Source organism: Acetobacter malorum, assembly GCF_001580615.1.
GTDB classification, from domain to species: domain Bacteria; phylum Pseudomonadota; class Alphaproteobacteria; order Acetobacterales; family Acetobacteraceae; genus Acetobacter; species Acetobacter malorum.
In genome coordinates this window covers 1-22,144 of sequence record NZ_LHZC01000026.1, presented here as the reverse complement: position 1 = coordinate 22,144, position 22,144 = coordinate 1, and the positions used below count along the sequence as shown (strand labels likewise).

Annotated in this window: 24 protein-coding genes; 10 read left to right on the top strand and 14 right to left on the bottom strand. The window is 57.7% G+C overall.

Annotated elements, in window-relative coordinates:
- Positions 1 to 4: 4 nt before the first annotated feature.
- The 4 genes from argB to AD930_RS00755 all read left to right on the top strand — a co-directional run bounded on the left by argB (position 5) and on the right by AD930_RS00755 (position 3,796).
- Positions 5 to 910, top strand: a complete 906-nt coding sequence (gene argB, locus AD930_RS00770) for an acetylglutamate kinase (protein ID WP_043551936.1) — start codon at positions 5 to 7, stop codon at positions 908 to 910.
- A gap of 184 nt (positions 911 to 1,094) precedes the next feature.
- Positions 1,095 to 1,943, top strand: coding sequence for a 2,3,4,5-tetrahydropyridine-2,6-dicarboxylate N-succinyltransferase (gene dapD, locus AD930_RS00765; RefSeq protein ID WP_061492254.1), 849 nt, complete (start codon positions 1,095 to 1,097; stop codon positions 1,941 to 1,943).
- Between the two features lie 27 nt (positions 1,944 to 1,970).
- Positions 1,971 to 3,167: a succinyl-diaminopimelate desuccinylase gene (dapE, locus tag AD930_RS00760; protein ID WP_082781593.1), complete on the top strand. Its 1,197-nt coding sequence runs from the start codon at positions 1,971 to 1,973 to the stop codon at positions 3,165 to 3,167.
- Entirely contained in the window at positions 3,164 to 3,796 is a 633-nt protein-coding gene (locus tag AD930_RS00755; RefSeq protein WP_043551940.1) for a hypothetical protein, read from the top strand. The genes dapE and AD930_RS00755 overlap by 4 nt, the downstream gene beginning before the upstream one ends.
- Before the next feature lie 190 nt (positions 3,797 to 3,986).
- On the opposite strand, the gene AD930_RS00750 is transcribed toward AD930_RS00755, so the two are convergent.
- Positions 3,987 to 5,060 carry a YeiH family protein gene (locus AD930_RS00750; RefSeq protein WP_061504761.1) on the bottom strand — a complete coding sequence of 358 codons (1,074 nt, stop codon included), beginning with the start codon at positions 5,058 to 5,060 and terminating at the stop codon, positions 3,987 to 3,989.
- Between the two features lie 106 nt (positions 5,061 to 5,166).
- Between AD930_RS00750 and AD930_RS00745 the strand changes: the two genes are divergently transcribed.
- Complete coding sequence (locus AD930_RS00745; RefSeq protein ID WP_082781594.1) at positions 5,167 to 6,048, top strand: LysR family transcriptional regulator; 882 nt, start codon at positions 5,167 to 5,169, stop codon at positions 6,046 to 6,048.
- 6 nt (positions 6,049 to 6,054) lie between these two features.
- Positions 6,055 to 7,149, top strand: coding sequence for an NAD(P)H-dependent flavin oxidoreductase (locus AD930_RS00740; protein ID WP_061504759.1), 1,095 nt, complete (start codon positions 6,055 to 6,057; stop codon positions 7,147 to 7,149).
- On the opposite strand, the gene AD930_RS17585 is transcribed toward AD930_RS00740, so the two are convergent.
- The 4 genes from AD930_RS17585 to def are packed head-to-tail and all read right to left on the bottom strand — an operon-like array spanning position 7,127 to position 9,662.
- Positions 7,127 to 7,300, bottom strand: coding sequence for a hypothetical protein (locus AD930_RS17585; protein ID WP_156476788.1), 174 nt, complete (start codon positions 7,298 to 7,300; stop codon positions 7,127 to 7,129). The genes AD930_RS00740 and AD930_RS17585 overlap by 23 nt on opposite strands.
- The gene (gene truA, locus AD930_RS00735) at positions 7,275 to 8,141 is read right to left on the bottom strand and encodes a tRNA pseudouridine(38-40) synthase TruA (protein WP_082781592.1); all 867 of its coding nucleotides are present in this window, start codon (positions 8,139 to 8,141) and stop codon (positions 7,275 to 7,277) included. The genes AD930_RS17585 and truA overlap by 26 nt, the downstream gene beginning before the upstream one ends.
- A complete protein-coding gene (gene fmt, locus AD930_RS00730) occupies positions 8,138 to 9,085 on the bottom strand; it encodes a methionyl-tRNA formyltransferase (protein WP_061504758.1) in 948 nt (315 codons plus the stop codon). Before fmt ends, truA begins: the two co-directional genes overlap by 4 nt.
- Before the next feature lie 16 nt (positions 9,086 to 9,101).
- Positions 9,102 to 9,662, bottom strand: a complete 561-nt coding sequence (def, locus tag AD930_RS00725) for a peptide deformylase (RefSeq protein ID WP_197459199.1) — start codon at positions 9,660 to 9,662, stop codon at positions 9,102 to 9,104.
- Between the two features lie 243 nt (positions 9,663 to 9,905).
- Here def and AD930_RS00720 point away from each other — a divergent pair, with 243 nt between their 5' ends.
- Positions 9,906 to 10,397: an Hsp20 family protein gene (locus AD930_RS00720; protein ID WP_043551948.1), complete on the top strand. Its 492-nt coding sequence runs from the start codon at positions 9,906 to 9,908 to the stop codon at positions 10,395 to 10,397.
- A gap of 112 nt (positions 10,398 to 10,509) precedes the next feature.
- A complete protein-coding gene (locus tag AD930_RS00715; protein WP_373320519.1) occupies positions 10,510 to 10,740 on the top strand; it encodes a DUF1150 family protein in 231 nt (76 codons plus the stop codon).
- A gap of 102 nt (positions 10,741 to 10,842) precedes the next feature.
- On the opposite strand, the gene hpf is transcribed toward AD930_RS00715, so the two are convergent.
- Entirely contained in the window at positions 10,843 to 11,457 is a 615-nt protein-coding gene (gene hpf, locus AD930_RS00710) for a ribosome hibernation-promoting factor, HPF/YfiA family (protein WP_043551951.1), read from the bottom strand.
- Between the two features lie 328 nt (positions 11,458 to 11,785).
- Between hpf and AD930_RS00705 the strand changes: the two genes are divergently transcribed.
- Positions 11,786 to 12,070 carry a hypothetical protein gene (locus AD930_RS00705; protein WP_156102578.1) on the top strand — a complete coding sequence of 95 codons (285 nt, stop codon included), beginning with the start codon at positions 11,786 to 11,788 and terminating at the stop codon, positions 12,068 to 12,070.
- Here AD930_RS00705 and lptB read toward each other — a convergent pair.
- From lptB to AD930_RS00670, 7 genes are all read right to left on the bottom strand, one after another.
- Complete coding sequence (lptB, locus tag AD930_RS00700; protein WP_043551955.1) at positions 12,067 to 12,888, bottom strand: LPS export ABC transporter ATP-binding protein; 822 nt, start codon at positions 12,886 to 12,888, stop codon at positions 12,067 to 12,069. The two genes, AD930_RS00705 and lptB, sit on opposite strands and share 4 nt — an antisense overlap.
- Positions 12,889 to 12,891: 3 nt before the next feature.
- Positions 12,892 to 14,001, bottom strand: a complete 1,110-nt coding sequence (locus AD930_RS00695; protein ID WP_082781591.1) for an LptA/OstA family protein — start codon at positions 13,999 to 14,001, stop codon at positions 12,892 to 12,894.
- A 1-nt stretch (position 14,002) separates the two neighbouring features.
- Positions 14,003 to 14,737: an LPS export ABC transporter periplasmic protein LptC gene (gene lptC / locus AD930_RS00690; protein ID WP_043551957.1), complete on the bottom strand. Its 735-nt coding sequence runs from the start codon at positions 14,735 to 14,737 to the stop codon at positions 14,003 to 14,005.
- Positions 14,734 to 15,741, bottom strand: a complete 1,008-nt coding sequence (locus AD930_RS00685) for a KpsF/GutQ family sugar-phosphate isomerase (RefSeq protein ID WP_061491682.1) — start codon at positions 15,739 to 15,741, stop codon at positions 14,734 to 14,736. The genes lptC and AD930_RS00685 overlap by 4 nt, the downstream gene beginning before the upstream one ends.
- Positions 15,742 to 15,768: 27 nt before the next feature.
- Complete coding sequence (locus AD930_RS00680; RefSeq protein WP_231866847.1) at positions 15,769 to 16,440, bottom strand: ribonuclease D; 672 nt, start codon at positions 16,438 to 16,440, stop codon at positions 15,769 to 15,771.
- Between the two features lie 106 nt (positions 16,441 to 16,546).
- Positions 16,547 to 17,254 carry a DedA family protein gene (locus AD930_RS00675; protein WP_244150442.1) on the bottom strand — a complete coding sequence of 236 codons (708 nt, stop codon included), beginning with the start codon at positions 17,252 to 17,254 and terminating at the stop codon, positions 16,547 to 16,549.
- A 94-nt stretch (positions 17,255 to 17,348) separates the two neighbouring features.
- Positions 17,349 to 19,352 carry a Hint domain-containing protein gene (locus AD930_RS00670; RefSeq protein WP_082781590.1) on the bottom strand — a complete coding sequence of 668 codons (2,004 nt, stop codon included), beginning with the start codon at positions 19,350 to 19,352 and terminating at the stop codon, positions 17,349 to 17,351.
- Between the two features lie 163 nt (positions 19,353 to 19,515).
- On the opposite strand from AD930_RS00670, the gene AD930_RS00665 reads away from it, so the two are divergent.
- Positions 19,516 to 20,616 (top strand): helix-turn-helix transcriptional regulator, encoded by a 1,101-nt coding sequence (locus AD930_RS00665; RefSeq protein WP_156476787.1) that lies wholly within the window; start codon positions 19,516 to 19,518, stop codon positions 20,614 to 20,616.
- Between the two features lie 48 nt (positions 20,617 to 20,664).
- Here AD930_RS00665 and AD930_RS00660 read toward each other — a convergent pair.
- A partial coding sequence (locus AD930_RS00660; RefSeq protein ID WP_167375122.1) for a Hint domain-containing protein occupies positions 20,665 to 22,144 on the bottom strand: 1,480 nt, incomplete at its 5' end.

The window sequence follows — 22,144 nt, the reverse complement described above, 5'->3', positions numbered from 1 at the left end:
GCCCATGACCGACCCTTCTTCCTCATTGCCTGATCTGCACCATGAAGCCGCAGTGCTGGCCAGTGCCCTCCCGTATCTGCGGCGGTATGCGGGTGACACCATTGTGGTCAAATATGGTGGACACGCCATGGGGGACCCGGAACTGGCCCTGACATTCGGGCGGGATATTGCCCTGCTCAAGCTGGTCGGGATCAATCCGGTTGTCGTGCATGGCGGCGGCCCGCAGATCAACCAGATGCTGAAGCGTCTGGATATCAGCTCCACCTTTGTGGATGGCCTGCGCGTCACGGATGCCAACATGGTTGATGTGATCGAAATGGTGCTGGCTGGTTCCGTGAATAAGGAAGTTGCGGAACTGATCAGTCAGGCCGGTGCGCTGGCAGTGGGTATTTCCGGCAAGGACGGTAAGCTGATTACCGCCCGCAAGCTGGCCCGCACCGTGCGTGACCCGGACAGCCAGATTGAGCGCGTGCTGGATCTGGGCTTTGTGGGTGAGCCGGTGAAGGTGGATCCGCGGGTGATTTACGCTCTGTCCGGCTCCGGCCTGATTCCGGTGATTGCGCCGGTTGGTCTGGGTGAAGACGGCGCGACCTACAACATCAACGCCGATACCGCAGCCGGTGCTGTGGCCGGGGCCGTGCATGCCACGCGCCTGCTGATGCTGACGGACGTGCCCGGTGTGCTGGATAAAGACGGCAACCTGATCCCTGAACTGACGGCGGAACAGGCCCGTCAGGCCATTGCTGATGGCGTGATTACCGGCGGCATGATCCCCAAGGTGGAAACCTGTATTCAGGCCGTGCAGGCCGGGGCGCGGGCTGCCGTCATCATCAATGGCCGCACGCCTCATGCCTGTTTGCTGGAACTGTTTACGGCCTCTGGTTCCGGCACGCTGATCCGCGCGGACTAATCCTGCCGTTTTGAAGCCTGCCGTCCGCACGGTGGATCAGAGCCCGACTCTGAACCGTGCTGATGGCAGGTGTCCGGCACCGGCGCGTTGACAGGAGCGTGCCCTGTCCGCATGGTTCCTACCTCTTTTTGCCGGTCGGTGGCGCTGCCCCGGCCCTGTTCTCCATCCTGTCTGACGGTGTCTCATGACTGAAGAAACTCTCCGCGCTCAAATTGAAACTCTGTGGGAAGCTCGTGACCGGATTTCCTCCGCCACGACGGGTGACGATCGCAAAGCGATTGAAACCGCTCTTGAGGCGCTGGATTCCGGGCATCTGCGCGTTGCAGCCCCCAGCGAAAACGGCTGGGTGGTGCATGAATGGCTGAAAAAGGCTGTTCTGCTTTCTTTCCGTCTGAATGACAGCGTGATCGTCCCCGGTGCTGCCGCTGGCGGCCCGGCGTTTGACAAGGTGCCCGTCAAGTTTCAGGGCTGGGATCAGGCGCGTTTTGAAAAAGCTGGTTTCCGCGTGGTGCCGGGTGCCATGGTGCGTTACTCCGCCTACATCGCGCCGGGTGCGGTGCTGATGCCGAGCTTTGTGAACGTAGGTGCCCATGTGGGCAGCGGCACCATGGTGGATACCTGGGCGACCGTTGGCAGCTGTGCGCAGATTGGCAGCAACTGCCACATCAGCGGTGGGGCTGGCATTGGCGGTGTTCTGGAACCGCTGCAGGCCGCTCCGGTCATTATTGAAGATAACTGCTTCATTGGTGCGCGCTCCGAAGTGGCGGAAGGCGTGATTGTGGAGCGCGGTTCCGTGCTGTCCATGGGCGTGTTCCTCGGTGCCTCCACCAAGATTGTGGACCGTGCCACGGGCGAAATCTTCATGGGGCGCGTTCCGGCCTATTCCGTCGTGGTGCCGGGCACGCTGCCGTCCTCCAAGCCGGTTGGCCCCGATGGCCGCCCGAACCCCAATCTGGCCTGCGCCGTGATTGTGAAGCGGGTGGACGAACGCACACGCTCCAAGACCTCCATTAACGACCTGCTGCGCGACTAAGCAGAGGGAACCTCGGGCAGACACACAATGACATATTCAGCGCCGGACCAGACCCTTCCAACCGGACCCCAGACCGGGCTTTTGCCCGAGCTGACAGACCCGGTGGCGGTGACGCAGGCGCTGATCCGTCATGCCTCTGTCTCGCCCGATCCCGGTCCGGCTCAGCACACTCTAGCTGCCATGCTGGAGGCGCTGGGCTTTACCGTGGTGTCTCTTCCCTATGGGGAGGGGGCAGAACGCACGCCCAACCTGTTCGCGCGGCTGGGCACGGCTGGGCCGCACATCTGTTTTGCAGGGCATACCGATGTTGTGCCGCCGGGTGCGGAGAGTGCGTGGGCGCATCCGCCGTATGCAGCGGAAGTTTCTGACGGCATTCTGTTCGGCCGGGGCGCGTGTGACATGAAGGGCGGCATTGCCGCGTTTGTTTCCGCCGTGGCGCGATGCGTGGAGCAGGGCGGTGTGCCCGGTTCCATCAGTCTGCTGATTACCGGCGATGAAGAAGGCCCCGCCACCTACGGCACCTGCAAGGTGCTGGAATGGATGGCGGAGAAAGACCAGATCCCGGATTATTGCGTGGTGGGTGAGCCGACCAATCCCGCCGCCATGGGTGATATGATCAAGATCGGCCGCCGGGGCAGCCTGAACGCGCATATTGTGGTGGAGGGCGTGCAGGGCCATGTGGCCTATCCGCATCGCGCCGATAACCCGGTGCATAAACTGCTGAGCGTGCTGACGGCCCTGCGGGAGACGCCGCTGGACAATGGCTCCGAGTGGTTTGAACCGTCCAGCCTGCAAATTACCAGCATGGATGTGGGCAACACGGCGACCAATCTCATTCCGGCCACGGCGGAAGCCCGGCTGAATATCCGGTTTAATGACCTGCATACGGGGGCTGGCCTGAAAGGCTGGCTGGAAACCATTTGCCGCCAGCATGCGCCCACGGCGCGGGTGAGTGTGCGGATTAGCGGGGAATCGTTCCTCACGGCACCGGGGCCGGCGACGGACCATCTGGTGCAGGCTGTGCAGACTGTCACGGGGCGCACGCCCAAGCTGGATACCGGGGGCGGCACGTCTGACGCCCGCTTTATTGCAAATTATTGTCCGGTGGCCGAATTTGGGCTTGTCGGGGCCAGCATCCATAAGGTGGATGAACACACCACACTGGCCGATCTGGAAACATTGACGGTGATTTACAAGACCTTTCTGGAAGGGGTCATGGCGTGATTTCAAGTTCGGGTTCTGGCAAGCAGGGTAACGGTCGCAGAATTTTGCAGGGCATGCTGCTGCTGGCCAGTGGGCGGCGTGAAGGCATTGCGTGTTTTCAGGGTACGCCGGATTCCTTTGGTGCAGCTCTGGCGCCGCAACTGGCGTTGATGCTGGTCGGCCTGTTTCAGGCCGCCATGCAGCCGGATAAGGCGCTGGGCTTTACCAAGCTTCTGCTGTCTCTGTGCGTTGTGCTGCTACCGGCTGTTGTCTCTCAGTTTTACGCCCACAAATGGGGGCGGGATGCGCTCTGGCTGCGCTACATCACGGCGGCCACATGGTGCGGCTGGGTGGTGGTGCTCATCTCTCTGGCGGCCACAGTTCTGGCAGGCCTATTGTTCCCGCCGCTACTGCATCAGCCGGGCTTCATGGCCTCACTGATGGTCACTGTCTCCATTTATGAGATGTGGCTGCAATGGTATGTGGCTCGCGTTGGGCTTGGGCTGACCCGGAGCCGTGCGCTGCTGCTGTATGTCTCTGTGCTGGCTGTCACACTGGTTCTCTATGGCCTCGCCGCGCTGCTGCCACCGCATTACATCGTGATGCAGGATCTGCTCCAGCCGATGATTGCGGTCAAACCGTCTCACTAAACAGGACGGTTTGTGCGCCGGAGTGGTGCTGCTCTGTTTTGAAAAAGCCTGTGCTGGTTTGAGATGTTTTCTCTCAGGCCGTACAGGCTTTTTTATTTGGGGACCGGGTGCCGGATCATAGGCTGGCTCACTGGCTCACTGGCTCACTGGCTCACTGGCTCCGCGCGAAGAGCGGCCTTCTCTCCCAATTTTATCGCAGATGCACCACATCCAGCAGCAGCAGGCTCAGCACAAGAAGTCCGGCCAGTGAGAGAATGACGGCAGTCGTCACGCGGCCTCCGGCTGTGGTCACAGTTCTCGCATCCACGCCAAGGCCGAGGGCCGCCATGGAGATGACGGTCAGCACCGTGGCGACCTGATTGACTGGCGCAATCCATCCGGCAGGCACCAGACCGAAGGTGCGGCAGAGCATGAGGGCCAGAAAGCCCAGAATGAACCAAGGCACGAACTGCGCAAAACCGGCCCGTTGGGTAGTAGCAGGTCCGGCAGTGATGGCACTCCCATCAGGCTGTTCCGGGGGGAGTTTTGGGGCGAGGAGGGAGAGGGCAAAACAGACCGGCCCCAGCATGAGCACTCGCATCAGCTTGACCACGGTGCCCATTTGCACCGCCAGCGTGCCAAGCGGCATGGTGGCAGCCAGAACCTGCGGCACGGCATAGACCATCATGCCCGCAAAAATCCCAAAGGATAGGCCTGTCATCCCGACCGCAAGGCCCAGAACCGGAAGGCCCAGCACGACCACCACACCCAGCACCGCGGTAAAGGCGATGGAGGCGGTCACATCCTTTGCGTCTGCCCGTATCACCGGAGCGACGGCAGCAATGGCGGAATTCCCGCAAATGGCGTTCCCGCAAGCCACCAGCAGGGCCATGCGGGGCGGCAGGCCCAGCAGCGTGCCAATGCCAAAGCTGACCAGAATGGCAGCGGCGACAACCGCAGCAATGCCCACCAGCAACACCGGCCCAAGAGAGACAACGCTGGTAGCACTTATGGACACGCCCAGCAGGACCACGGAAATTTCAAGCAGCGTGCGGGCGCTAAAACAGATGCCCGCCTGCCAGCCTGCGTTCGGTGACCACAGGCTCCGCACGCAGGTACCCAGCAGAATGGCCAGCACAAGCGCTTCCAGCCAGGCCTTGCCAAATAACAGCACTTCGACCGATTGAAGGGCATAGGCGGCAGCGGTAATTGCCACGCATAAACCAATGCCCGGCAGCAGAGTGCGCGCGGTGTGCAGCAGGGGAAAATTGGCGGGTTTCGTCATCTCGATTTCCTTCTGCCGTTTGATTTAGGCGCAGAAGATCAATCAATCCAACGCATTGTTTTTCTCATTTCAATCAGTAAAAATGATGAATTGGGGGCGGATTGGCATGACACTGGAACAGCTTCGTATTTTTTTGTGTGTGGCCGAGCGTGAGCATATGACGGAGGCTGCCCGCGCTCTGCATGTCACGCAGTCGGCTGTTTCGGCGGCCATTGCAGCGTTGGAGGCCCGGCATGGGGTTCGGCTGTTTCATCGCGTGGGGCGGGGTATTGTGCTGACGGAAGCCGGAACGCTGTTTCTGGCTGAAGCCCGCATCATTCTGGACCGTGTGCAGGCGGCGGAAGCCATGCTGGATGATCTGAGCGGTTTGAAGCGCGGCACTCTGCGCGTGGTGGCCAGCCAGACCATTGCGGCCTACTGGTTGCCGGCGTTGCTGGCGGCCTTTCGCGAGCGTTTCCCGCATATCGAAATCGTGCTGGAGATTGGCAATACCCAGCAGGTGGCCGCGCATGTGCAGGCCGGGCAGTCTGATCTTGGGATTGTGGAAGGCAAAGTGGACAACCCGGTTCTGGCTCAGTGGCCTATAGCGCAGGATCAGCTGGTGCTGGTGCAGTCCACACCGTTTGATGCACGCAGCTGCACGCCAAAGGCTTTGCAAAAAGCCTGTTGGATTATGAGGGAGCAAGGGTCCGGCACGCGGTCCACGCTGGATGAATGCCTGCGGCAGATTGGCGTGAAGCCGGAAACCCTGCGTGAGGCACTGGTTCTGCCCTCCAACGAGAGTGTGTGCACGGCCGTGGAAGCCGGAGCCGGGATTGCGGGCCTGTCCTCACTGGTAGTGGCCCCTGCTCTGGCAGCGGGAACACTGCACGCGGCCCCGGTGAGCTTTGGTCCGCGCGTGTTCTTCGGCTTGCGGCACAAGGAACGGTACCGCAGCCAAGCCGTTGAGGCTCTGACGGATTTTATTGCGCAGCGTTCGGCGGACTGAAGAGACATGCACTTTCTTGAACAGCTTGGGTTAACGGTTCCGGTTTTTCAGGCCCCCATGGCTGGTGTGTCCACGCCATCGCTTGCGGCGGAGGTCTCCAACGTGGGCGGGTTGGGGGCGCTGGGGCTGGGGGCGACAAAGCCTGAGCAGGCGCGTGCGCTGATTGCGGAAGTGCGGGCTAAGACTGAGCGGCCGTTTAACGTCAATCTGTTCGTGCATCCCACGCCCAAAGCAGATGCGGAGCGTGAGGCGCGCTGGCTGGAGTGGCTGAACCCTCTTTTTGCGGAGTATGGCGAGACACCGCCAGAAAAACTCTCTTCACCCTACACAAGTTTTCTGGATGATCCGGAGATGCAGGCGCTTCTTCTGGAAGTCAAACCGCCCGTTATCAGTTTCCATTTCGGTCTGCCATCCGTTGCGTGTGTAAGGGCCATCAAACAGACCGGCGCGGTGCTTCTGGCGACTGTCACCAGCCCCGCCGAAGCACAGGCGGCGGAAGCTGCCGGAATGGATGCGGTGATTGCGCAGGGCATTGAGGCCGGAGGGCATCGGGGCATGTTTGACCCCCACGCGCCGGATGATGCGCTGGGCACGTTCCCGCTGGTCCGTCTGCTCAGCCGCCAGTGTCATGGGCCGGTGATTGCCGCTGGCGGTATTATGGATGGGGCCGGGCTGGCGGCAGCGCTGGATCTGGGGGCTGTTGCGGCGCAGATGGGCACGGCGTTTCTGCTTTGCCCGGAAACGGGTTTGGATGAGGCCTATAGAAAAGCCCTGATGGGACAGGCCGCTTTTCATACCCGCATGGTCAGCCTGATTTCCGGTCGGCCAGCGCGGGGGCTATCCAATCGGTTCACAGCACTTGCTGAGCGGGCCGATGCGCCACCGTGCCCTGATTATCCGATTGCGTATGATGCGGGGAAGGCTCTGGCGAAAGCAGCCCGTTCCCACGGGGAGGCAGGCTTTGGCGCACACTGGGCCGGGCAGGGGGCACCGCTGACACGCGCTCTGCCTGCGGCTCGGTTGGTTCGGGAAATTCAGGCGGAATATACGGAAATTCTGAAACAGCGGTCACGCCAGATCAGGCGCACAGGACTGGTTTGACGACTGCCGGAAGTGTTGTTCTGCACAGTGCCAGTGCCAGTGCCAGTGCCAGTGCCAGTGCCAGTGCCAGTGCCAGTGCCAGTGCCAGTGCCAGTGCCAGTGCCAGTGCCAGTGCCAGTAACCTGTCAGTATGAGGTTGGTGGGTCCGCAAACGGGTCCGGGTTATAGCCTACGCCGGTCAGATACAGGCCTTCTGCCGGGGCGGTCGGGCCACCGGCTGTGCGGGAGCGGGCTTCCAGCGCTGCGGTAATGCGCTCCGGGGCCCAGCGTTCACGGCCAACAAGAATCAGCGTGCCCACCATGTTCCGCACCTGATGATGCAGGAAGGAGCGGGCGCGGGTGCGGATATGCACTTCCTCCCCCACACGCTCCACCGTCAGGCTGTCCAGCGTGCGGACCGGGTTTCTGGCCTGACAGGCGGCGGCCCGGAAAGACGTAAAATCATGCGTGCCGACAAGCCTGTCCGCACCTTGGCGCATGCGGTCCAGATTCAACCGGGCGCGCACATGCCACATATGGGTGGCACCAAGGGCCGCGGGCGAGGGGCGGTTGATAATGCGGTAGAGGTAGGAGCGCCATGTGGCGGAAAACCGCGCGCTCCATTTCTCCGTTACCAGAGCTGCCTGAAGCACCGCGACGGGGTGGGGTTTCAGATGGTAGCTCAGCCCGTCGCGCACGATATGCGGGGCAAGGTTCATGTCAGCGGGGAAGTCCAGATGCGCGACCTGCCCCAGCGCATGCACTCCGGCATCCGTCCGCCCAGCGGTAATGCTGGAGACACGCCGCCCATTGGCCATGCGGGTGGCGGCAGCTTCCAGAAGGCCCTGCACGGAGGTGCCGACACTCTGCTTCTGCCAGCCGACCAGACCGGTGCCGTCATATTCGATTTTAACGGCCCAGCGCTGGAACGCCTGCTCGGTCTGGGCATCCTTATGCGGATCAGACGGAAAAACGGGCGAGGGTTCTGAGAGGAACGACGGCAGCTCGGTCATTCGGCGTCGGGTGCGGCTGGCGGCGTGTGATACAGGCGCGTGCCTGCGGGCATGGGCTGGCCGCGCAGGAAGGCATCGGCGTCCATCATGCCACGACCGGGCTTTTGCAGGCGGGTCAGGCGGAGGGCGCCGTCTCCACACGCAATGGTCAGGGCATCATCAAGCGCGGTGCCGGGTGTGGCGGTGTGTTTGCGGTCGGGCAGCGGGGTGGCTGCGCCAATTTTCAGCACCGTGCCGTCAGCCTGCACGGTAAAGGTGCCGGGCCATGGGGTGAGGGCACGAATACGCAGGTCCAGTGCCGCAGCAGGCTGAGACCAGTCGAGACGGCCATCTTCACGCGTCAGCATCGGGGCGTAGGTCACGCCTTCTTCCGGCTGAGGTGTGGGGGCAGGCTGTTCGGCCAGCACGCGCACGGCCAGTTCCCCGCCAATGGCGCTTAGCGCGTCATGCAGGCTGGTGGCGGTGGTCTCATTTGTAATGGGCACGGCCTCACGCAGCAGCATGGGGCCGGTATCAAGCCCCGCTTCCATCTGCATGATAGTCACGCCGCTTTCCGTATCGCCTGCCAGAATGGAACTCTGGATGGGGGAGGCCCCGCGCCAGCGCGGCAGCAGGCTGGCATGGATGTTCAGGCAGCCAAGGCGCGGCGCGTCCAGCATGACCTGCGGCAGAATGAGGCCATAGGCGGCTACAATAGCAGCATCGGCCTCAAGGGCAGCAAAGGCCGCCCATTCTTCCTCATTTTTACGCAGCTTTTCCGGGTGGCGCACCGGCAGGCCGAGGGCTTCCGCCGTCTGCTGTACGGGGGAGGCCCGCAGCGCCTTGCCCCGGCCAGCAGGGCGCGGGGGCTGGGAATACACAGCGACAATCTCGTGCCCTGCGGCATGGAGGGCGTGCAGGGCAGGCACCGCAAAATCCGGTGTGCCCATAAAGATAAGACGCATGTGCCAGCCCTCCGGCTTATTTCCGCTTCTGTTCCTTGGCCAGCCGCCGCAGGATCATATTGCGGCGCAGCACGGAGAGGTGATCCACAAACAGGATGCCTTCCAGATGGTCAATTTCATGCTGCATGCAGGTGGCCAGCAAGCCGTCCACTTCACGCTCCATCACGTCGCCGGCCACTGTGCGCCACTGCACGCGCACCTTTTCCGGGCGGGTGACTTCGGCATACTGGTTGGGCAGGGAAAGGCAGCCTTCCTCCCGCGCGGCCAGTGTTTCCGTCTCGGCAATCACTTCCGGGTTGATCATCACGATCGGCTCGCGCGCGTCTTCCTCACCCAGGTCAACCAGCGCAAAGCGCAGGCCGAGGCCGACCTGCGGGGCGGCCAGCCCGATGCCGGGGGCGGCATACATGGCGGAAAACATGCTGGGCAGAACCCGGCGGATGTCCGCCATATCTTCCGGTTTTACCTCACGCGTCTTGCGCCGCAGCACGGCATGCGGGGCAATGAGAATGGGCATAGGAGCGGCACCTGCCGCTGCAGCGGAAAAAGCTGCATCTGTCATGGCTGCGTCTGTCATATGCCCGATTTAACCTCCCGCGCGCGCCTGCGCCAGAGGGAGATGGCGCTGACGCTATAAAAACCGTGGGAAATATGCCGCACTCGGCCTCTGTTATGGGGTGCAAACCTGCCGGAGTGGCTGTTTCAGGCATGCGTGGGCTTCCGTGCAGTCTTGCGTTTGGCCGCGTGTCTCCCATATCGTGAGGAAAGCCGGATGCCATGAAGGGTCCGGTTTCTGTCTCGCTCAGAAAGGGGAGGCTTTATGTCTGGCAGAGTATTCGGTTCACCCATGTTCCTTGGTTTTGACCATCTCGAGCAGATGCTCGAACGGGCCAGCAAGGGGAATGGGGATGGGTACCCACCCTATAATATTGAACAGATTGCCCCCAACGGGCTGCGGATTACGCTGGCGGTTGCAGGCTTCCGGATGGATGACCTCCAGATTACGCAGGAAGACAATCAGCTGGTGATCCGTGGCCGACAGGTGGAAGACGGCGAAGAGCATGTCTATCTGCACCGCGGCATTGCCTCCCGCCAGTTCCAGAAGGCGTTTGTGCTGGCCGAGGGTATAGAAATTGGTGGCGCCTGGCTGGATAACGGCCTGCTGCATATTGATCTGTTCCGCCCGCAGCCGGAAGTGCGCGTCAAGCGGATTGAGATCATGCAGCCCGGCACCCCTAAAAGTGCAGCGGCCGCAGCCAGCGGGCTGAAGCCGCGCACCTCCCGTATGTTGCATACGGTGGTGGAGGACTGAAAAGCCCGGCATAGGACGGGTGGGGATCTTTCCCCGCCAGCCTGCGTTGGCGTTGTAGATACGGAAAGGAGACACCATGAGAGTCACGACCCGGAACGGACGTGTTGTTCTTATGCCCGATGAGTCGGATAAACCGTTGGATGTCCATCAGCTTTCCGAAAAACAGTTTCGGTCTCTGGGGGTTGCCAATGTCGCCTATGTGCGTCCGGCTCTGACAGAAGATGGCGAGGAAGGTTGCGCCATTCACGCCGCCGATGGCTCACCGCTGGCGGTGGTGGATGATCTGGAAACCGCGTGGGGGGTTATTCTCCAGCACGACATGGTGCCAGCCAGCCTTCAGTAACCCTTCGGGCAAGATCGGCTTATAAAAAACCCTGCCACATCCGGAAAAAAATTCCGTCGTGTGGCAGGGCATTTTTTTGGAAAAAAGAGGTGAGGGCGTCTTTCAGGACGGCCCCGTATCCACCCAGCCGATATTCCCGTCATCCCGCCTGAAAACCAGATTGATCTGCTGGTTTTTGCGGTTACGGAACAGCAGAATGCTTGATGCGGCGAGATCCAGCCGCATGACGGCTTCACTTACGCTCAGGCTGGGAATGTCGGTGGTGTGTTCCGCAATAATGGCGGCGTAGGTTTCGGCTTCCGCCGTGGCCTCATGGTCCACGCCGTTGTCCTGCTGCGCTTTGCCCTTTGCAGCGGGTGGGGTGGATTTAAGCACATAGGAGCGCCCGGTTTCAGGCGGGGCCTCCGCCGTCTTGGTAGCGCGGGCGTGGGAGGTGACGCGGCGATGGTAGCGGCGCAGGCGTTTGGCAATATGCTCGGCGGCGTCATCAAACGCGGCGTTCGCATCTGCGGCCTCGCCCTCACCGCGCAGGGTCAGGCCACGGCCTGCATGCACGTTGATATCACAGGTGAAGAAGGAACGGGCTTTACTGAAAGTCACATTGGCTTCCAGCGCCTTGTCAAAGTATCGTTCTGCAAGGCCGCCCAGGTGAGCATTGACCCGGTGCTTGAGCGCATCGGACAGAGCAATCTGTTTACCGGAAACATGAATATGCATCGGACGTCGTTCCTCGCTGGTTAAAAGCAGGACCGTCTTTGCCTGAGCGCGGAGCCGTAACAGATGCAGCCCTCTCTCAGGCGCAGGCGGCTTAACTCGTCAGACACGGGGAATGACTCCCTCATGCCTGCCTGTATTTGGGCATGGTTGGCGGCCCTCTGTCTACGGCTTTGTGACAGTTTTAATATAGGAACCAGCAGGGGTCTTTGGGCGTTATGGCGGGTCCGTGAAGGGCAGGCTCTGAAAAAAAACCCTCTCTTTCGGGGTTGCTGTGCCGGAAAGCTGGCGCATACAACACAAGACAGAGTTGCAAGCCAGACAGGATGCCATGCTTTTAAGATCCAGCCCGCCCGTCAATATGCCCAAAATGCGCCACAAGTGGCGGGCCAAAGCCGTGATCCTGCTGGTGCTGCTGGCCGCTTACGGCAGCATCATGTGGTACATGACGCATTATAAGCCGCCGATGGAAAAAGTGGTTATTCCGGTAGAGGTGGTAAAGCAGAAGCCAAAGGCCGCTGCTGCCCGCCTGCCTGTGCCGCCTATTGAGCTGGAGCCCGCCCCCCCTGTGCCGGAGATGGCCCCGCCACAGCTGGTGATAAAAGGGCGGCGTTAGAGCGAGAAGCTCTCGCCCAGATACACACGGCGCACGTCTTCATGCGCCACAATCTCTTCCGGCACGCCCTGCATCAGCACCTGCCCGCTGTGCATGATGTAGGCGCGGTCAATCACTTCCAGCGTCTCACGCACGTTATGGTCGGTAATCAGCACGCCAATGCCACGGTCTTTGAGGTGCGAGACGAGGTCTCGGATTTCGCCCACTGCAATGGGGTCAATCCCGGCCAGCGGTTCATCCAGCAGGATGTAATGCGGCTGGCTGGCCAGTGCGCGGGCAATTTCCAGACGCCGCCGCTCACCGCCTGAAAGGGCGAGGGAGGGGGAGCGGCGCAGGTGGGAGATGCCGAATTCGCTCAGCAGGCCATCCAGCATCACTTCCCGCCGGTCCGGGTCACGCTCTACCACTTCCAGCGCGGCCATAATGTTCTGTTCAACATTCAGGCCACGGAAAATACTGGCTTCCTGCGGCAGATAGCCAATGCCCAGCCGCGCGCGGCGATACATGGGTAACTGCGTGATGTCCGCACCATCCAGCGTGATGGAGCCGGTATCAGGCTGCACAAGGCCCACAATCATATAAAAGCTGGTGGTTTTCCCGGCCCCGTTCGGCCCGAGCAGACCAACGGCCTCACCCCGATGCACCTCGATGGAGACGTTCTTCACCACCTCGCGCTTTTTGTAGGATTTGCCAATACCGTTGGCAAACAGGCCATGGCCGGGCGCGTGCGGGGCGTTCGGGCTGGTGGGTTCAGGACCCGGTCCGATGACCTGATCTTCTACCGTTTCTTCCGAAGTCCAGCTGATCTCCTGCGTCATCCGTTATTTCCTGTCCGATGAATCGCCACTATTGGGCACAACCAGACCGCTCACGCGGCTGCCCGGGCGTTCTGTCATGGTTGCCAGACCTGTATGCATGTTGATAATGGCCGCAGCGCCCTGGATCTGGTTAGGCCCGCGGGTGATGTGCACATTCCCCACAATGCGGGCAATGCCGGTATCGGGCACATACACACCCCGGTCCCCGGTGACGGTTTCCGTCTGGGTGCGGACCCACACATGGCCGAACGCGTTGACCTTTTCCAGCTTGCCGGAGCCATTGGCCAGCGGGTCAGAGTTCTGGCTCGCATCTTTCTTCTGGTCTGCCGGCTGGGCGGACTGATCCGGCGGGGCGCTGTAGCCTACCAGCACATCCGCACGGATCTGTCGGTTGTCATTGGTCGTGACGGTCGCATTGCCACGCCCGATGGAAATCCGCTGCAGCGAGTAATATTCCATGGAATCCCGCGCCGTCAGGATATCCTGCGGGGTGGTCAGCTTTAGTGCCTTGCCGGTCATCACCAGCACGGCCTGATCCATGTCATACACGGCCTTATCACCCCAGCCCTGATCGGTCTGGGTGTAGATATGAACGTGGCCGACGGCTTCCAGTCGATAAATTTCGTTCGCACCGGAGGAATCCGGGTCACCACCCTCGGCTTTGCCGTCCGCTGGCTTGGCATCTGCCGGGGCGGGCGTGCTGGCCGGTGCGGGAGGCTGGCCGGTTGGGGCAGCGGCGTCTGACCCCGGTTTGGCGCTGGCCGTTGTGCCGGTAACAGCACTTGCCGGAGCGTCACCCGGTGGGGGAGCGGGCGCGCCGTCGGGAGCGGCCTTCTTGCGGTAATAGGCAATCAGCTTGTCTGCCGTCACCGTCACGTCACCACGCACGGCTTTGGCCTGATCATACGCTGTGACTTTTTTCTGGTTCTGGTCCCAGTCAAACCCACCGGCTGCGGTGACGGTAATCTGCCCGCCATGCGAGAGGTCGATGGACTGCGCGTGGGCGGTGCCACAGAACAGGGCCACCAGCAGCGGGAGTGCGGCAAGGCCGAAAGCAGGAGCCAGCACCGGGCGGCGCAGGCCGCGCAGGCGGGAGGAGGAGGTCAGAGGCATATCAGGAGGCCTTCCCATCAGCCGGATGGCTGCCGCGGTCGTCGTTCAAAATCAGTCGGCCCGGCCCGCGGAACTGGGCAATGCCTTCATGCTGAGACACCAGATATCCTTTTGCATCAAGCACGCCAAACGGCCCTTCCGCCCGCACCCAGCTATCGGACGCAATAATGCCCGTGCGGACATCCACATCCGCCACAGGGCTGTGCATCATAAGGCCATCATCACGGTACAGGGTGACTTCTCCGGTCAGGTCAAGAATCTGTGCATGCTGCATGTAGACCCCTTTTTCCGATCGGACCAGAAGCCAGCTGCCGCCCTGGCTGAGGATATCAGCCACCGGGTTATCCAGATCCATCCGTTCCGGGTTGGCCTGATGCGCACTGTCCGCCGTGATCATAAAGGGGCGGTTATGCTCATCCAGCCCGCGATAGGTCGCGCCAATCAGATTGCCGCTTTCCACTTTGACCTTGGAGATATCTTTCAGCGCCGCCTTGTTGGCGTTAATCAGCCGGTCCACTTCTGGCCAGACAGCAATGGAGCTGAGCAGTAGCAGGGCCGTGGCGGGCAGAACCCATTTGGCCCAGCGCAACAGCATCCGCCTGCGCGCCAGTTCTCCCGCATTGGGCGGCAGACGGCGCGCGACGGAAGGGGCCATGCGTTCGCGCTGCTGGCGGACGGTTTCTTCCGAGCGGGCAAAATCATCGCGTTGCGGGGGGCGGCCAGAGGGTTCCGTCATCCCACACCTGCCCGCAGCAAGTCATGCACATGCACAACGCCCATCGGGCGGCGGTCCGCATCCAGAATGAACAGGGAGGTAATGGGGCGGTCGCGTTCGTTCATCATGCGCAGCGCATCAGCAGCAAAAATGTCAGGCCCTATGGTGAGAGGGTGACGGTTCATGACATCCTTTGCCAGCGTGGTTGTCAGATCATGGTCCAGCGCGCGGCGCAGGTCACCATCCGTGATCAGCCCCGCCAGTCGGCCATTATGGTCCAGAATGCCAATGCAGCCTAGAGCCTGGCGCGTCATTTCCATAATGACATCCCGCATGGGGGTGTCTTCACGCCCCAGAGGGAGATCTGTGCCGGTGCGCATCAGCTCCTGCACGGTGCGCAAGCGGCTGCCCAGACGGCCACCGGGGTGATAATTGCCAAAATCACTGGCGGTAAAGCCGCGCTGGCGTAGCAGGACCACGGCCAGGGCATCTCCAAACGCCAGTTGCATCAGGGTGCTGGTGGTCGGGGCCAGTCCCATCGGGCAGGCTTCCGGCATGGCGGGGAGGGTGAGCGCTACATCTGCCGCAGAGGCCAGCGTGGAATTCGCCCGGCTGGTGACGGCCAGCAGCGGCAGGCCAGCCTTGCGGGTGTGGGCGGCAATGTCGCCCAGTTCCGTGGTCTCACCAGAATTGGAGAAAGCCAGCACCACATCGCCCGGCTGCACCATGCCTAAGTCCCCGTGTGAGGCCTCAGCTGGGTGGACAAACAGGGCGGGGGTACCGGTGGAGCAGAGAGTGGCCTGAATTTTCCGGGCCACATGGCCGGATTTGCCAATACCGGTAACAACCACCCGGCCGGACACATGCAGCAAAATCTCCACCGCCCGCGCAAACGCGCCACCCAGCCCGGAGGGGTCCTGCAACGCGCGGTCCAGCGCATCCAGCCCGGCGCGTTCGGTCTGGATAACGGTTGCGGCCTCGGTCGCGAGGCGGTCAGGCGCGTCTAAGGTGGCGTGTTCTGTCATGCGGTGCGGGCTCCGGTCCGGGCGGGATCAGGCGCGGTGAGAAAAGATATCCGGGTCTTCATAACCCAGAAGGTCAAGCCGGGCACGCGCGGGCAGGAAGTCGTAGCAGGCCTGAGCCAGCTCACGACGGCCCTCACGGTGCAGCAGCGCATCCATCTTCTGCCACAACGCATGCAGATACAGCACGTCGGACGCGGCATAAGCCAGCTGTTCGGGCTTGAGGTCCGCAGCGCCCCAGTCAGACGTCTGCTGCTGCTTGCTCAGCTCAACGCCCAGCATGTCCCGGCACAGAGCAGCCAGACCGTGGCGGTCTGTAAAGGTGCGGACCAGACGGGCGGCAATTTTGGTGCAGACCACGGGGCTGACGGTAATGCCCAGCGCGTGCTGGAGAATGGCGACGTCAAACCGGGCAAAATGCATGATCTTGGTCACGGCAGGATCGGCCATCAGGCGTTTGAGGTTCGGGCAGTTATAGCCTTTACCGCCGAGGGATTCCGGGATGATCTGCACCAGATGCGCCGTGCCGTCCCCTGCGGAAAGCTGCACAAGGCACAGCCGGTCCCGATGGGGGTTGAGGCCCATGGTTTCCGTATCCACGGCAACGGACCCGGTAAAGGTCAGCCCGTCGGGCAGGTCGTTACGATGTAGAGTGATGCTGCCCTCGGAAGAGCTCCGGGATGCGTTCATGACCCGCTCCATGCCTTGTTGTTGATCAGGCTCAGACGGATACAGCCGGGATGGCGGAATGTCCATTCTGGACACCCTGCCGGGCCTTTCAGGCGATTTGATGGTGACGGTAGCGCGCTCAGGATGCGGAGAGCGTGCCGTTTTGGGATTCCTGCAAGGCAAGCTGGGTCAGCCGGGCCTCATTTTTCTTCAGGAAACGCCCCATGGCGACCATACCGCCGATGGCGGCAATGCCGATGACAAGGCCAACCGGGCCGGAGACTTCTGAAATCTTGCGCCCCAGAGCGTAAGTGCCCAGCGCATAACCGCCCGCCCAGCAGGTGCCTCCCAGTGCGTTAAACAGCATGAAGCGCGGCCAGTGCATGCGGCAGGCCCCGGCCAGCACGGCCACAAACACACGCACCACAGAAATAAACCGGCCACAGAACACAATGGCGCTGCCGTGATGGTGGAACAGATATTGCCCCAGAATCAGCCGCTGGGAGGTCAGGCCGAAGCGTGGGCCATATTTTTCCAGCAGCGGCAGCCCGACCTTGCGGCCAATGATGTAGCCAATGTTATCGCCAATAATCGCGCCAGCCACGGCCGCCACGGCCACCCAGCCAATGGCAAGATGATGGGTTTTTAGACAATACAGCGAGGCCGTGATGATGCAGGCCTCGGCCGGCACAGGCACGCCCATGCTCTCCATCATGACAATCAGGGTGACAATGCCATAGCCGTAATGCTGAAGCAGCGTGTCCAGATGGTGCAGCAGGGGATGGTCCTCCGTATGTGAGGGGACCATGCCGCAAGCGCTGTCTGCGAGGAAGATATGGGGGAGCATGGCAGCTCTTCCGAAGAGCCTTTCATACTCAGAAAAAAAGAGCCCGCTGAAACACTCTTTTAAAGTCTTTTCAGGCGGGCTCTTCATACGCTTATCAGGCTGTCTGGAGTTCCTGATGAGCTGTGTCTGCTTTGACGTAAGGTCCTGCAGCAAGGACTTCTACAGACAAAATTGCGAAGCTGTTTGGTTTGCGGTTGCCTAGGGCGAGCAACGCTTTACCGTTTGTCCACCGGCAGGAAGAAGCCTCCTGTTCATGCCACCCGGTTAGTTCCGGAGTGTTCAGGTGAGACGTGAGTTCACGAACTTTATTGCCCTCAAGTAGCGTGATCTTTCCGATCAATACGCCGAGCATGCGGCGATCATCCACGAATGGACCAATGGTATCGCTGGGGCGACTGGCCCGCGACACAATCTCCACACTTTCCACACCGGCAGGGAGCATGAAGACAACGTGGTTATCGGAGGAACGAATTTTACGAATGCTCTGTCCTTTATCCGTTGAGAGGAAGATGTTTGGATCTTCCGTAAGTGCCGGAGCAGAAATAATAGTGTCTGGAGCAACACTATGAGAGCGTTCAGCCAGAGCGCGATAAATAGGCTCAACAACAGCCCGTTCCACTGTCAGGGAGGCGGCAGCATCTTCATCCCAGGACAGGGCCTGGCTGGCACCAATGCTCACAACATTCCCACCTTGTCGGAAAGAGGAACGATTTCCGGTATCCAGGTAGCTTTCTGTCAGCATTCCGTCAGCTTTGATAACAGAATGCTTTTCTGTTTCAATATGATAGTAATCATAAGAAGAAATAGATTTATCGTAGAAAACAGAGCGACCGTTGACGAGCATCCGGGCAGGAATAAATTGTCCGTTGAAAATGAGGCAATGTTCCGGGGTGATCAGCATATCTTTGTAAGGGACACCTTCGGAGATAGCACCCTGAAGGATGCGGACAGGAAAGCCTGCAAGATCATCAGCTAACAGAGGGTTGGTAACGGCGCGTTTCTTGCCAGCCCAGATGACTTTGCGAGTCTGCGGGCTGCCTGCATCATAAGTAATAACTTCAGTGCCAACCTGTATGTTCTGGACAGGGATTTCACCGTTGGGTGTTTCGATCATAGAGTCTGCAAGGAAGCATACGCCGATGTAGGTATTGCCATCGGAGTAAGAGACTTTAAGAGGGTTTTCACCAACCCCTACAGTATAATCACCATTATTCAGAGTGACACCAGTGGCTGGTTTTACGGCATATTCGGCGACTTCTTTGCCGTCTTTTCCGTATAAAATGATGACTTTTTGGGAGGAATCGAGGCCAAATGCGCCACCATTTTCTATTTTATAATGGGTAACAGTCTCAGTTGTGTTTTGGAGTTCGATGGTGTCCTTTGATGGATCATAGTTATTAAGAGTTGTGGCAGACAACGTGCCAGATGCTAGCAAACTGATAAGAGTGCCACCACCATTCAGGATAAGAGTGCCGCCACCGGAGCCAAAATTAATGGTTCCGCCCTCAAGCAAGCTGGCAAAAGCACTGCCGGTATTAAATGTGCCGCCATATTCAATATTTACAATGGAACCGTTCAATGCACCAAGTAAAGAGGCACCGTTGACTCCGCTCATTGTTGCGGTGCCACCAATAACATTGATGGTTGACCCCGTTGCGACGTTGGCCAGACCTGAGATGTGAGTGTCTCCGCCAATATAGTAATTATTAGCAGTAAGAACACCCGCACCCACTACAAAGCTGCCTGTTGAACCAGGGATGCTGACATATGTCCCAATACTTGCAAGGTTAGCTAAGGCAGCAGAGTCATCTGAGCCTGTGATAACATCCCCAGACGCGACAAGCTTCACGATATTTAAAAGGTTGATGCCACTATTGATATTGTTCTGGTTTAAAATAGTATTATTATTGGCATCTGTTATTTTCACATTGTAGTTGTGATACCCATCATAATTAGTGTCGATAAGATTGTAAGTGAGTCCATTAGACGTTTTTATGAGAGTGGTTGTTTGCGGAATTGGGAATAGATGAAATGCATCTAAAGGCCCGTAAACGCTTGATGTTGTAGATGTTTTTTCAATTATGGTGACGTCTGTCATGGGATTTATCCAGTCTCGTTTGTAAAAAACCTCCTCAGATATGAATGGTTAAAAAAAACGCGACCACTACCAGATGGTAATTGTTGTTTATTTAATTCAAACGATACACACTCTCCGAGCGTTAATCCCACGCTATAAATTATAGTATTGGTTTGGAGGGGTTGTGGACAACATAAAGGTAATAATAGACGACATACACAAAACTATAGACAATAAAAATCATTGGAAGAATGTTGTTAAAGAAATATCAAAATATTGTAATGGTAATAATGGCGGTGGGGCTTCATTAATACCGTTGGAGAGTAATATGATCGAATGGAGATATGGCTCCAACGATGATAAAAAAGCAGATTTACTATATTATTCTCATTGGCGCGAAAAATCGCCTATGCTGGATTATGTCAATAGGAATATTAATAAAGATCTATTTTGTTTCGATGATAGTTTTCTAAGTGATGACGATATAAATCATCATCCCTTTTATCAAGAGTTTCTAAAAGAATTTGGTGTGAAAAGAGTGCATCAGATTTTATTTAAAATAGAGCAGGGAGATAGATTTATTTTATCTGTCCAGAGTCCATGGGATGATCTGGACGTAAATCCAAAACAGATCAATAAAAAATTAAGAGAAATCACACCGTATATCAAAAATTATCTCAGTATAGCGTTTAAATTTAATAGTATGAATAATACTAAGAAGATATTTGAAAGCTTATTGGAAGATATGGTTTGTGGGATTGTGTTTTTGAATGAGAGCAATAAAATCGTTCATGCTAATAAAAAAATGATAGATATGCAGAAATACGGTCTTTTTATAAAAAATGATGTCATAGTTATGCCGGACAATCAAAGTCACTACAAATTTAAGTTGTTTTTAAAACAAGTGGAAGAAAATCCTGGAAAAAACTTTTTCAAATTTTCTGGGAAGGACGGAAATTTATTAAGTGTTAGGATTATTTATTTTCCAGAAATATCACAAAGTATAAAAAATTCAGATTCCACAATAAATAAAGTTGTTATTTTCTCTCCTGAATTTGTTAGCGATAATACAGAAAATATTTTAAAGGAGTTTTTTCTATCACCGTCTCAGGCAAAAATATCATGCATGCTTGCTAATGGAATTTCAATAAAAGAAGCAGCTGTAAAAATGAATATTTCTGAAGGAACCGCCCGCCAAATGGTGAAGGAGGTATTTGTCAGGTTGGGTATTAATAGCCAAAATAAGCTTATATCGTTTGTTAAAAATATTAGTTTTATGTCGTAATTTTTTTGAGGGCAGGCTCCATTGTTCTAATGGAGCCTGTATTTTTTATTATGCGGTTTTTCTTTCGTTAATCATGACCTGACTGGAGAGTTCATAGGGGCCTGCAGCCATAATCTGTAATGTCAGCATGCTGACACCTTGTGTAGACTTATTTCCAAGCGGAAGGATGGCATTTCCGTTCGTCCAGCGTGCAGTGCCCTGTTCCATTGTGTGCCAGCCGATTAAATGTGCATCCTCAAGATGGGTCATAATTTCTTCCATCCCATTTGCTGTCAGCATCATGACACGCCCTACCAGGACTCCGAGAGTGCGACGGTCATTTACAAAAGGACCGATAACATCACTCGGGCGGCTGGAACGGGACGTGAGATGCACTTTGGTCGTGCCGGGAGGGATCATGAACGATAATGTTTGGTTTCCGGTCTGTCGGACGGGATGGATCATGCAACCAGAGTTGGTCACAAGGTAGAGGGCGTGGTCATGGGTAATCTGGAGCGGCAATGTAGAGTTACGGCTGCTTTCAACTTCAGACGCCCGTTGCGTCAGCGCCTTAAAGAGGCGTTCTACAAATTCGGTCTTCACTTCAAGAGGTGCTGCTGCATCTTTGTCCCATGATTTGGCCTGAGAGTGCAGCACAACAATATTACCATCTGACACAAAAGAAGAGCGATTTCCGGTATCCAGATAGCTTTCAGTCAGCGCACCATCCGCGATGAGAACAGAATGTTTTTCTGTTTCAATATGGTAGTAATCATAGCTTGTTATGCTGTGATCATAAAAAATACTTTTACCGTTCACCAGCATACGGACAGGGACAAAACACCCTTCCAGAAAAAGACAATGCTCGGCGGTTATCAGCATATCCTGATAGGGAACGCCATCAGCAAGAGCATTTTTCAGAATTCTAACCGGATAACCAGCCTCATCATCAGAAAGGCCGTTAACAACAGTTTTTCGGCTTTTTCCGACCCACACAACGGAACGCTCACAGTCCAGTCCGTCAATGTGCACCAGAACTTTATCGCCTGTATGAATATTTTCTACGGCGACATCGCCAGCAGTCGTTCGGATTTTTACACCGGGCAGGAAGCAGGCGGCGGGCGTTGTATCTGTAAGCAGCCATCCGGTTGTACCGTCCTGTACGATGGTGACTTCGGCAGGAGGGGTATATCCCGGAGTCATGTTCACTTCGGGATATGAGATGCTACGCCCATCTGTCAGTTTGACTGTGAGGCAATAGGAACCATCACTGTTCTGCGCATAAGAGGCAGAAACAGGTTTTGATGACGTGCCGAGAATACCAAAATGCGTGTTTCCAGAAACACCATTGATAACGGTATTCTGCTTATTCCCGTCATTATTGGAATATCTATCGTTGATATAAATCGTATTAACGGAGTCTGGATCAACATTGATCGCGCCCCCTTCGCCCCAGAGGTTGGCGAGAATGGAGCTGTTCTGCTGCAGATTAACCGTTCCGCCCGAAACCGTAATAGGGTTGGAGGGTGTGCCCAGTGAGGCGTTGATC

Bases quoted from the DNA above. Each gene is read 5' to 3' on its own strand.
- argB (WP_043551936.1), top strand. From the start codon at position 5: ATGACCGACCCTTCTTCCTCATTGCCTGATCTGCACCATGAAGCCGCA.
- dapD (WP_061492254.1), top strand. From the start codon at position 1,095: ATGACTGAAGAAACTCTCCGCGCTCAAATTGAAACTCTGTGGGAAGCT.
- dapE (WP_082781593.1), top strand. From the start codon at position 1,971: ATGACATATTCAGCGCCGGACCAGACCCTTCCAACCGGACCCCAGACC.
- AD930_RS00750 (WP_061504761.1), bottom strand. From the start codon at position 5,060: ATGACGAAACCCGCCAATTTTCCCCTGCTGCACACCGCGCGCACTCTG.
- AD930_RS00745 (WP_082781594.1), top strand. From the start codon at position 5,167: ATGACACTGGAACAGCTTCGTATTTTTTTGTGTGTGGCCGAGCGTGAG.
- AD930_RS00740 (WP_061504759.1), top strand. From the start codon at position 6,055: ATGCACTTTCTTGAACAGCTTGGGTTAACGGTTCCGGTTTTTCAGGCC.
- truA (WP_082781592.1), bottom strand. From the start codon at position 8,141: ATGACCGAGCTGCCGTCGTTCCTCTCAGAACCCTCGCCCGTTTTTCCG.
- fmt (WP_061504758.1), bottom strand. From the start codon at position 9,085: ATGCGTCTTATCTTTATGGGCACACCGGATTTTGCGGTGCCTGCCCTG.
- def (WP_197459199.1), bottom strand. From the start codon at position 9,662: ATGACAGACGCAGCCATGACAGATGCAGCTTTTTCCGCTGCAGCGGCA.
- AD930_RS00720 (WP_043551948.1), top strand. From the start codon at position 9,906: ATGTCTGGCAGAGTATTCGGTTCACCCATGTTCCTTGGTTTTGACCAT.
- AD930_RS00715 (WP_373320519.1), top strand. From the start codon at position 10,510: ATGCCCGATGAGTCGGATAAACCGTTGGATGTCCATCAGCTTTCCGAA.
- hpf (WP_043551951.1), bottom strand. From the start codon at position 11,457: ATGCATATTCATGTTTCCGGTAAACAGATTGCTCTGTCCGATGCGCTC.
- AD930_RS00705 (WP_156102578.1), top strand. From the start codon at position 11,786: ATGCTTTTAAGATCCAGCCCGCCCGTCAATATGCCCAAAATGCGCCAC.
- lptB (WP_043551955.1), bottom strand. From the start codon at position 12,888: ATGACGCAGGAGATCAGCTGGACTTCGGAAGAAACGGTAGAAGATCAG.
- AD930_RS00695 (WP_082781591.1), bottom strand. From the start codon at position 14,001: ATGCCTCTGACCTCCTCCTCCCGCCTGCGCGGCCTGCGCCGCCCGGTG.
- lptC (WP_043551957.1), bottom strand. From the start codon at position 14,737: ATGACGGAACCCTCTGGCCGCCCCCCGCAACGCGATGATTTTGCCCGC.
- AD930_RS00685 (WP_061491682.1), bottom strand. From the start codon at position 15,741: ATGACAGAACACGCCACCTTAGACGCGCCTGACCGCCTCGCGACCGAG.
- AD930_RS00680 (WP_231866847.1), bottom strand. From the start codon at position 16,440: ATGGAGCGGGTCATGAACGCATCCCGGAGCTCTTCCGAGGGCAGCATC.
- AD930_RS00675 (WP_244150442.1), bottom strand. From the start codon at position 17,254: ATGCTCCCCCATATCTTCCTCGCAGACAGCGCTTGCGGCATGGTCCCC.
- AD930_RS00670 (WP_082781590.1), bottom strand. From the start codon at position 19,352: ATGACAGACGTCACCATAATTGAAAAAACATCTACAACATCAAGCGTT.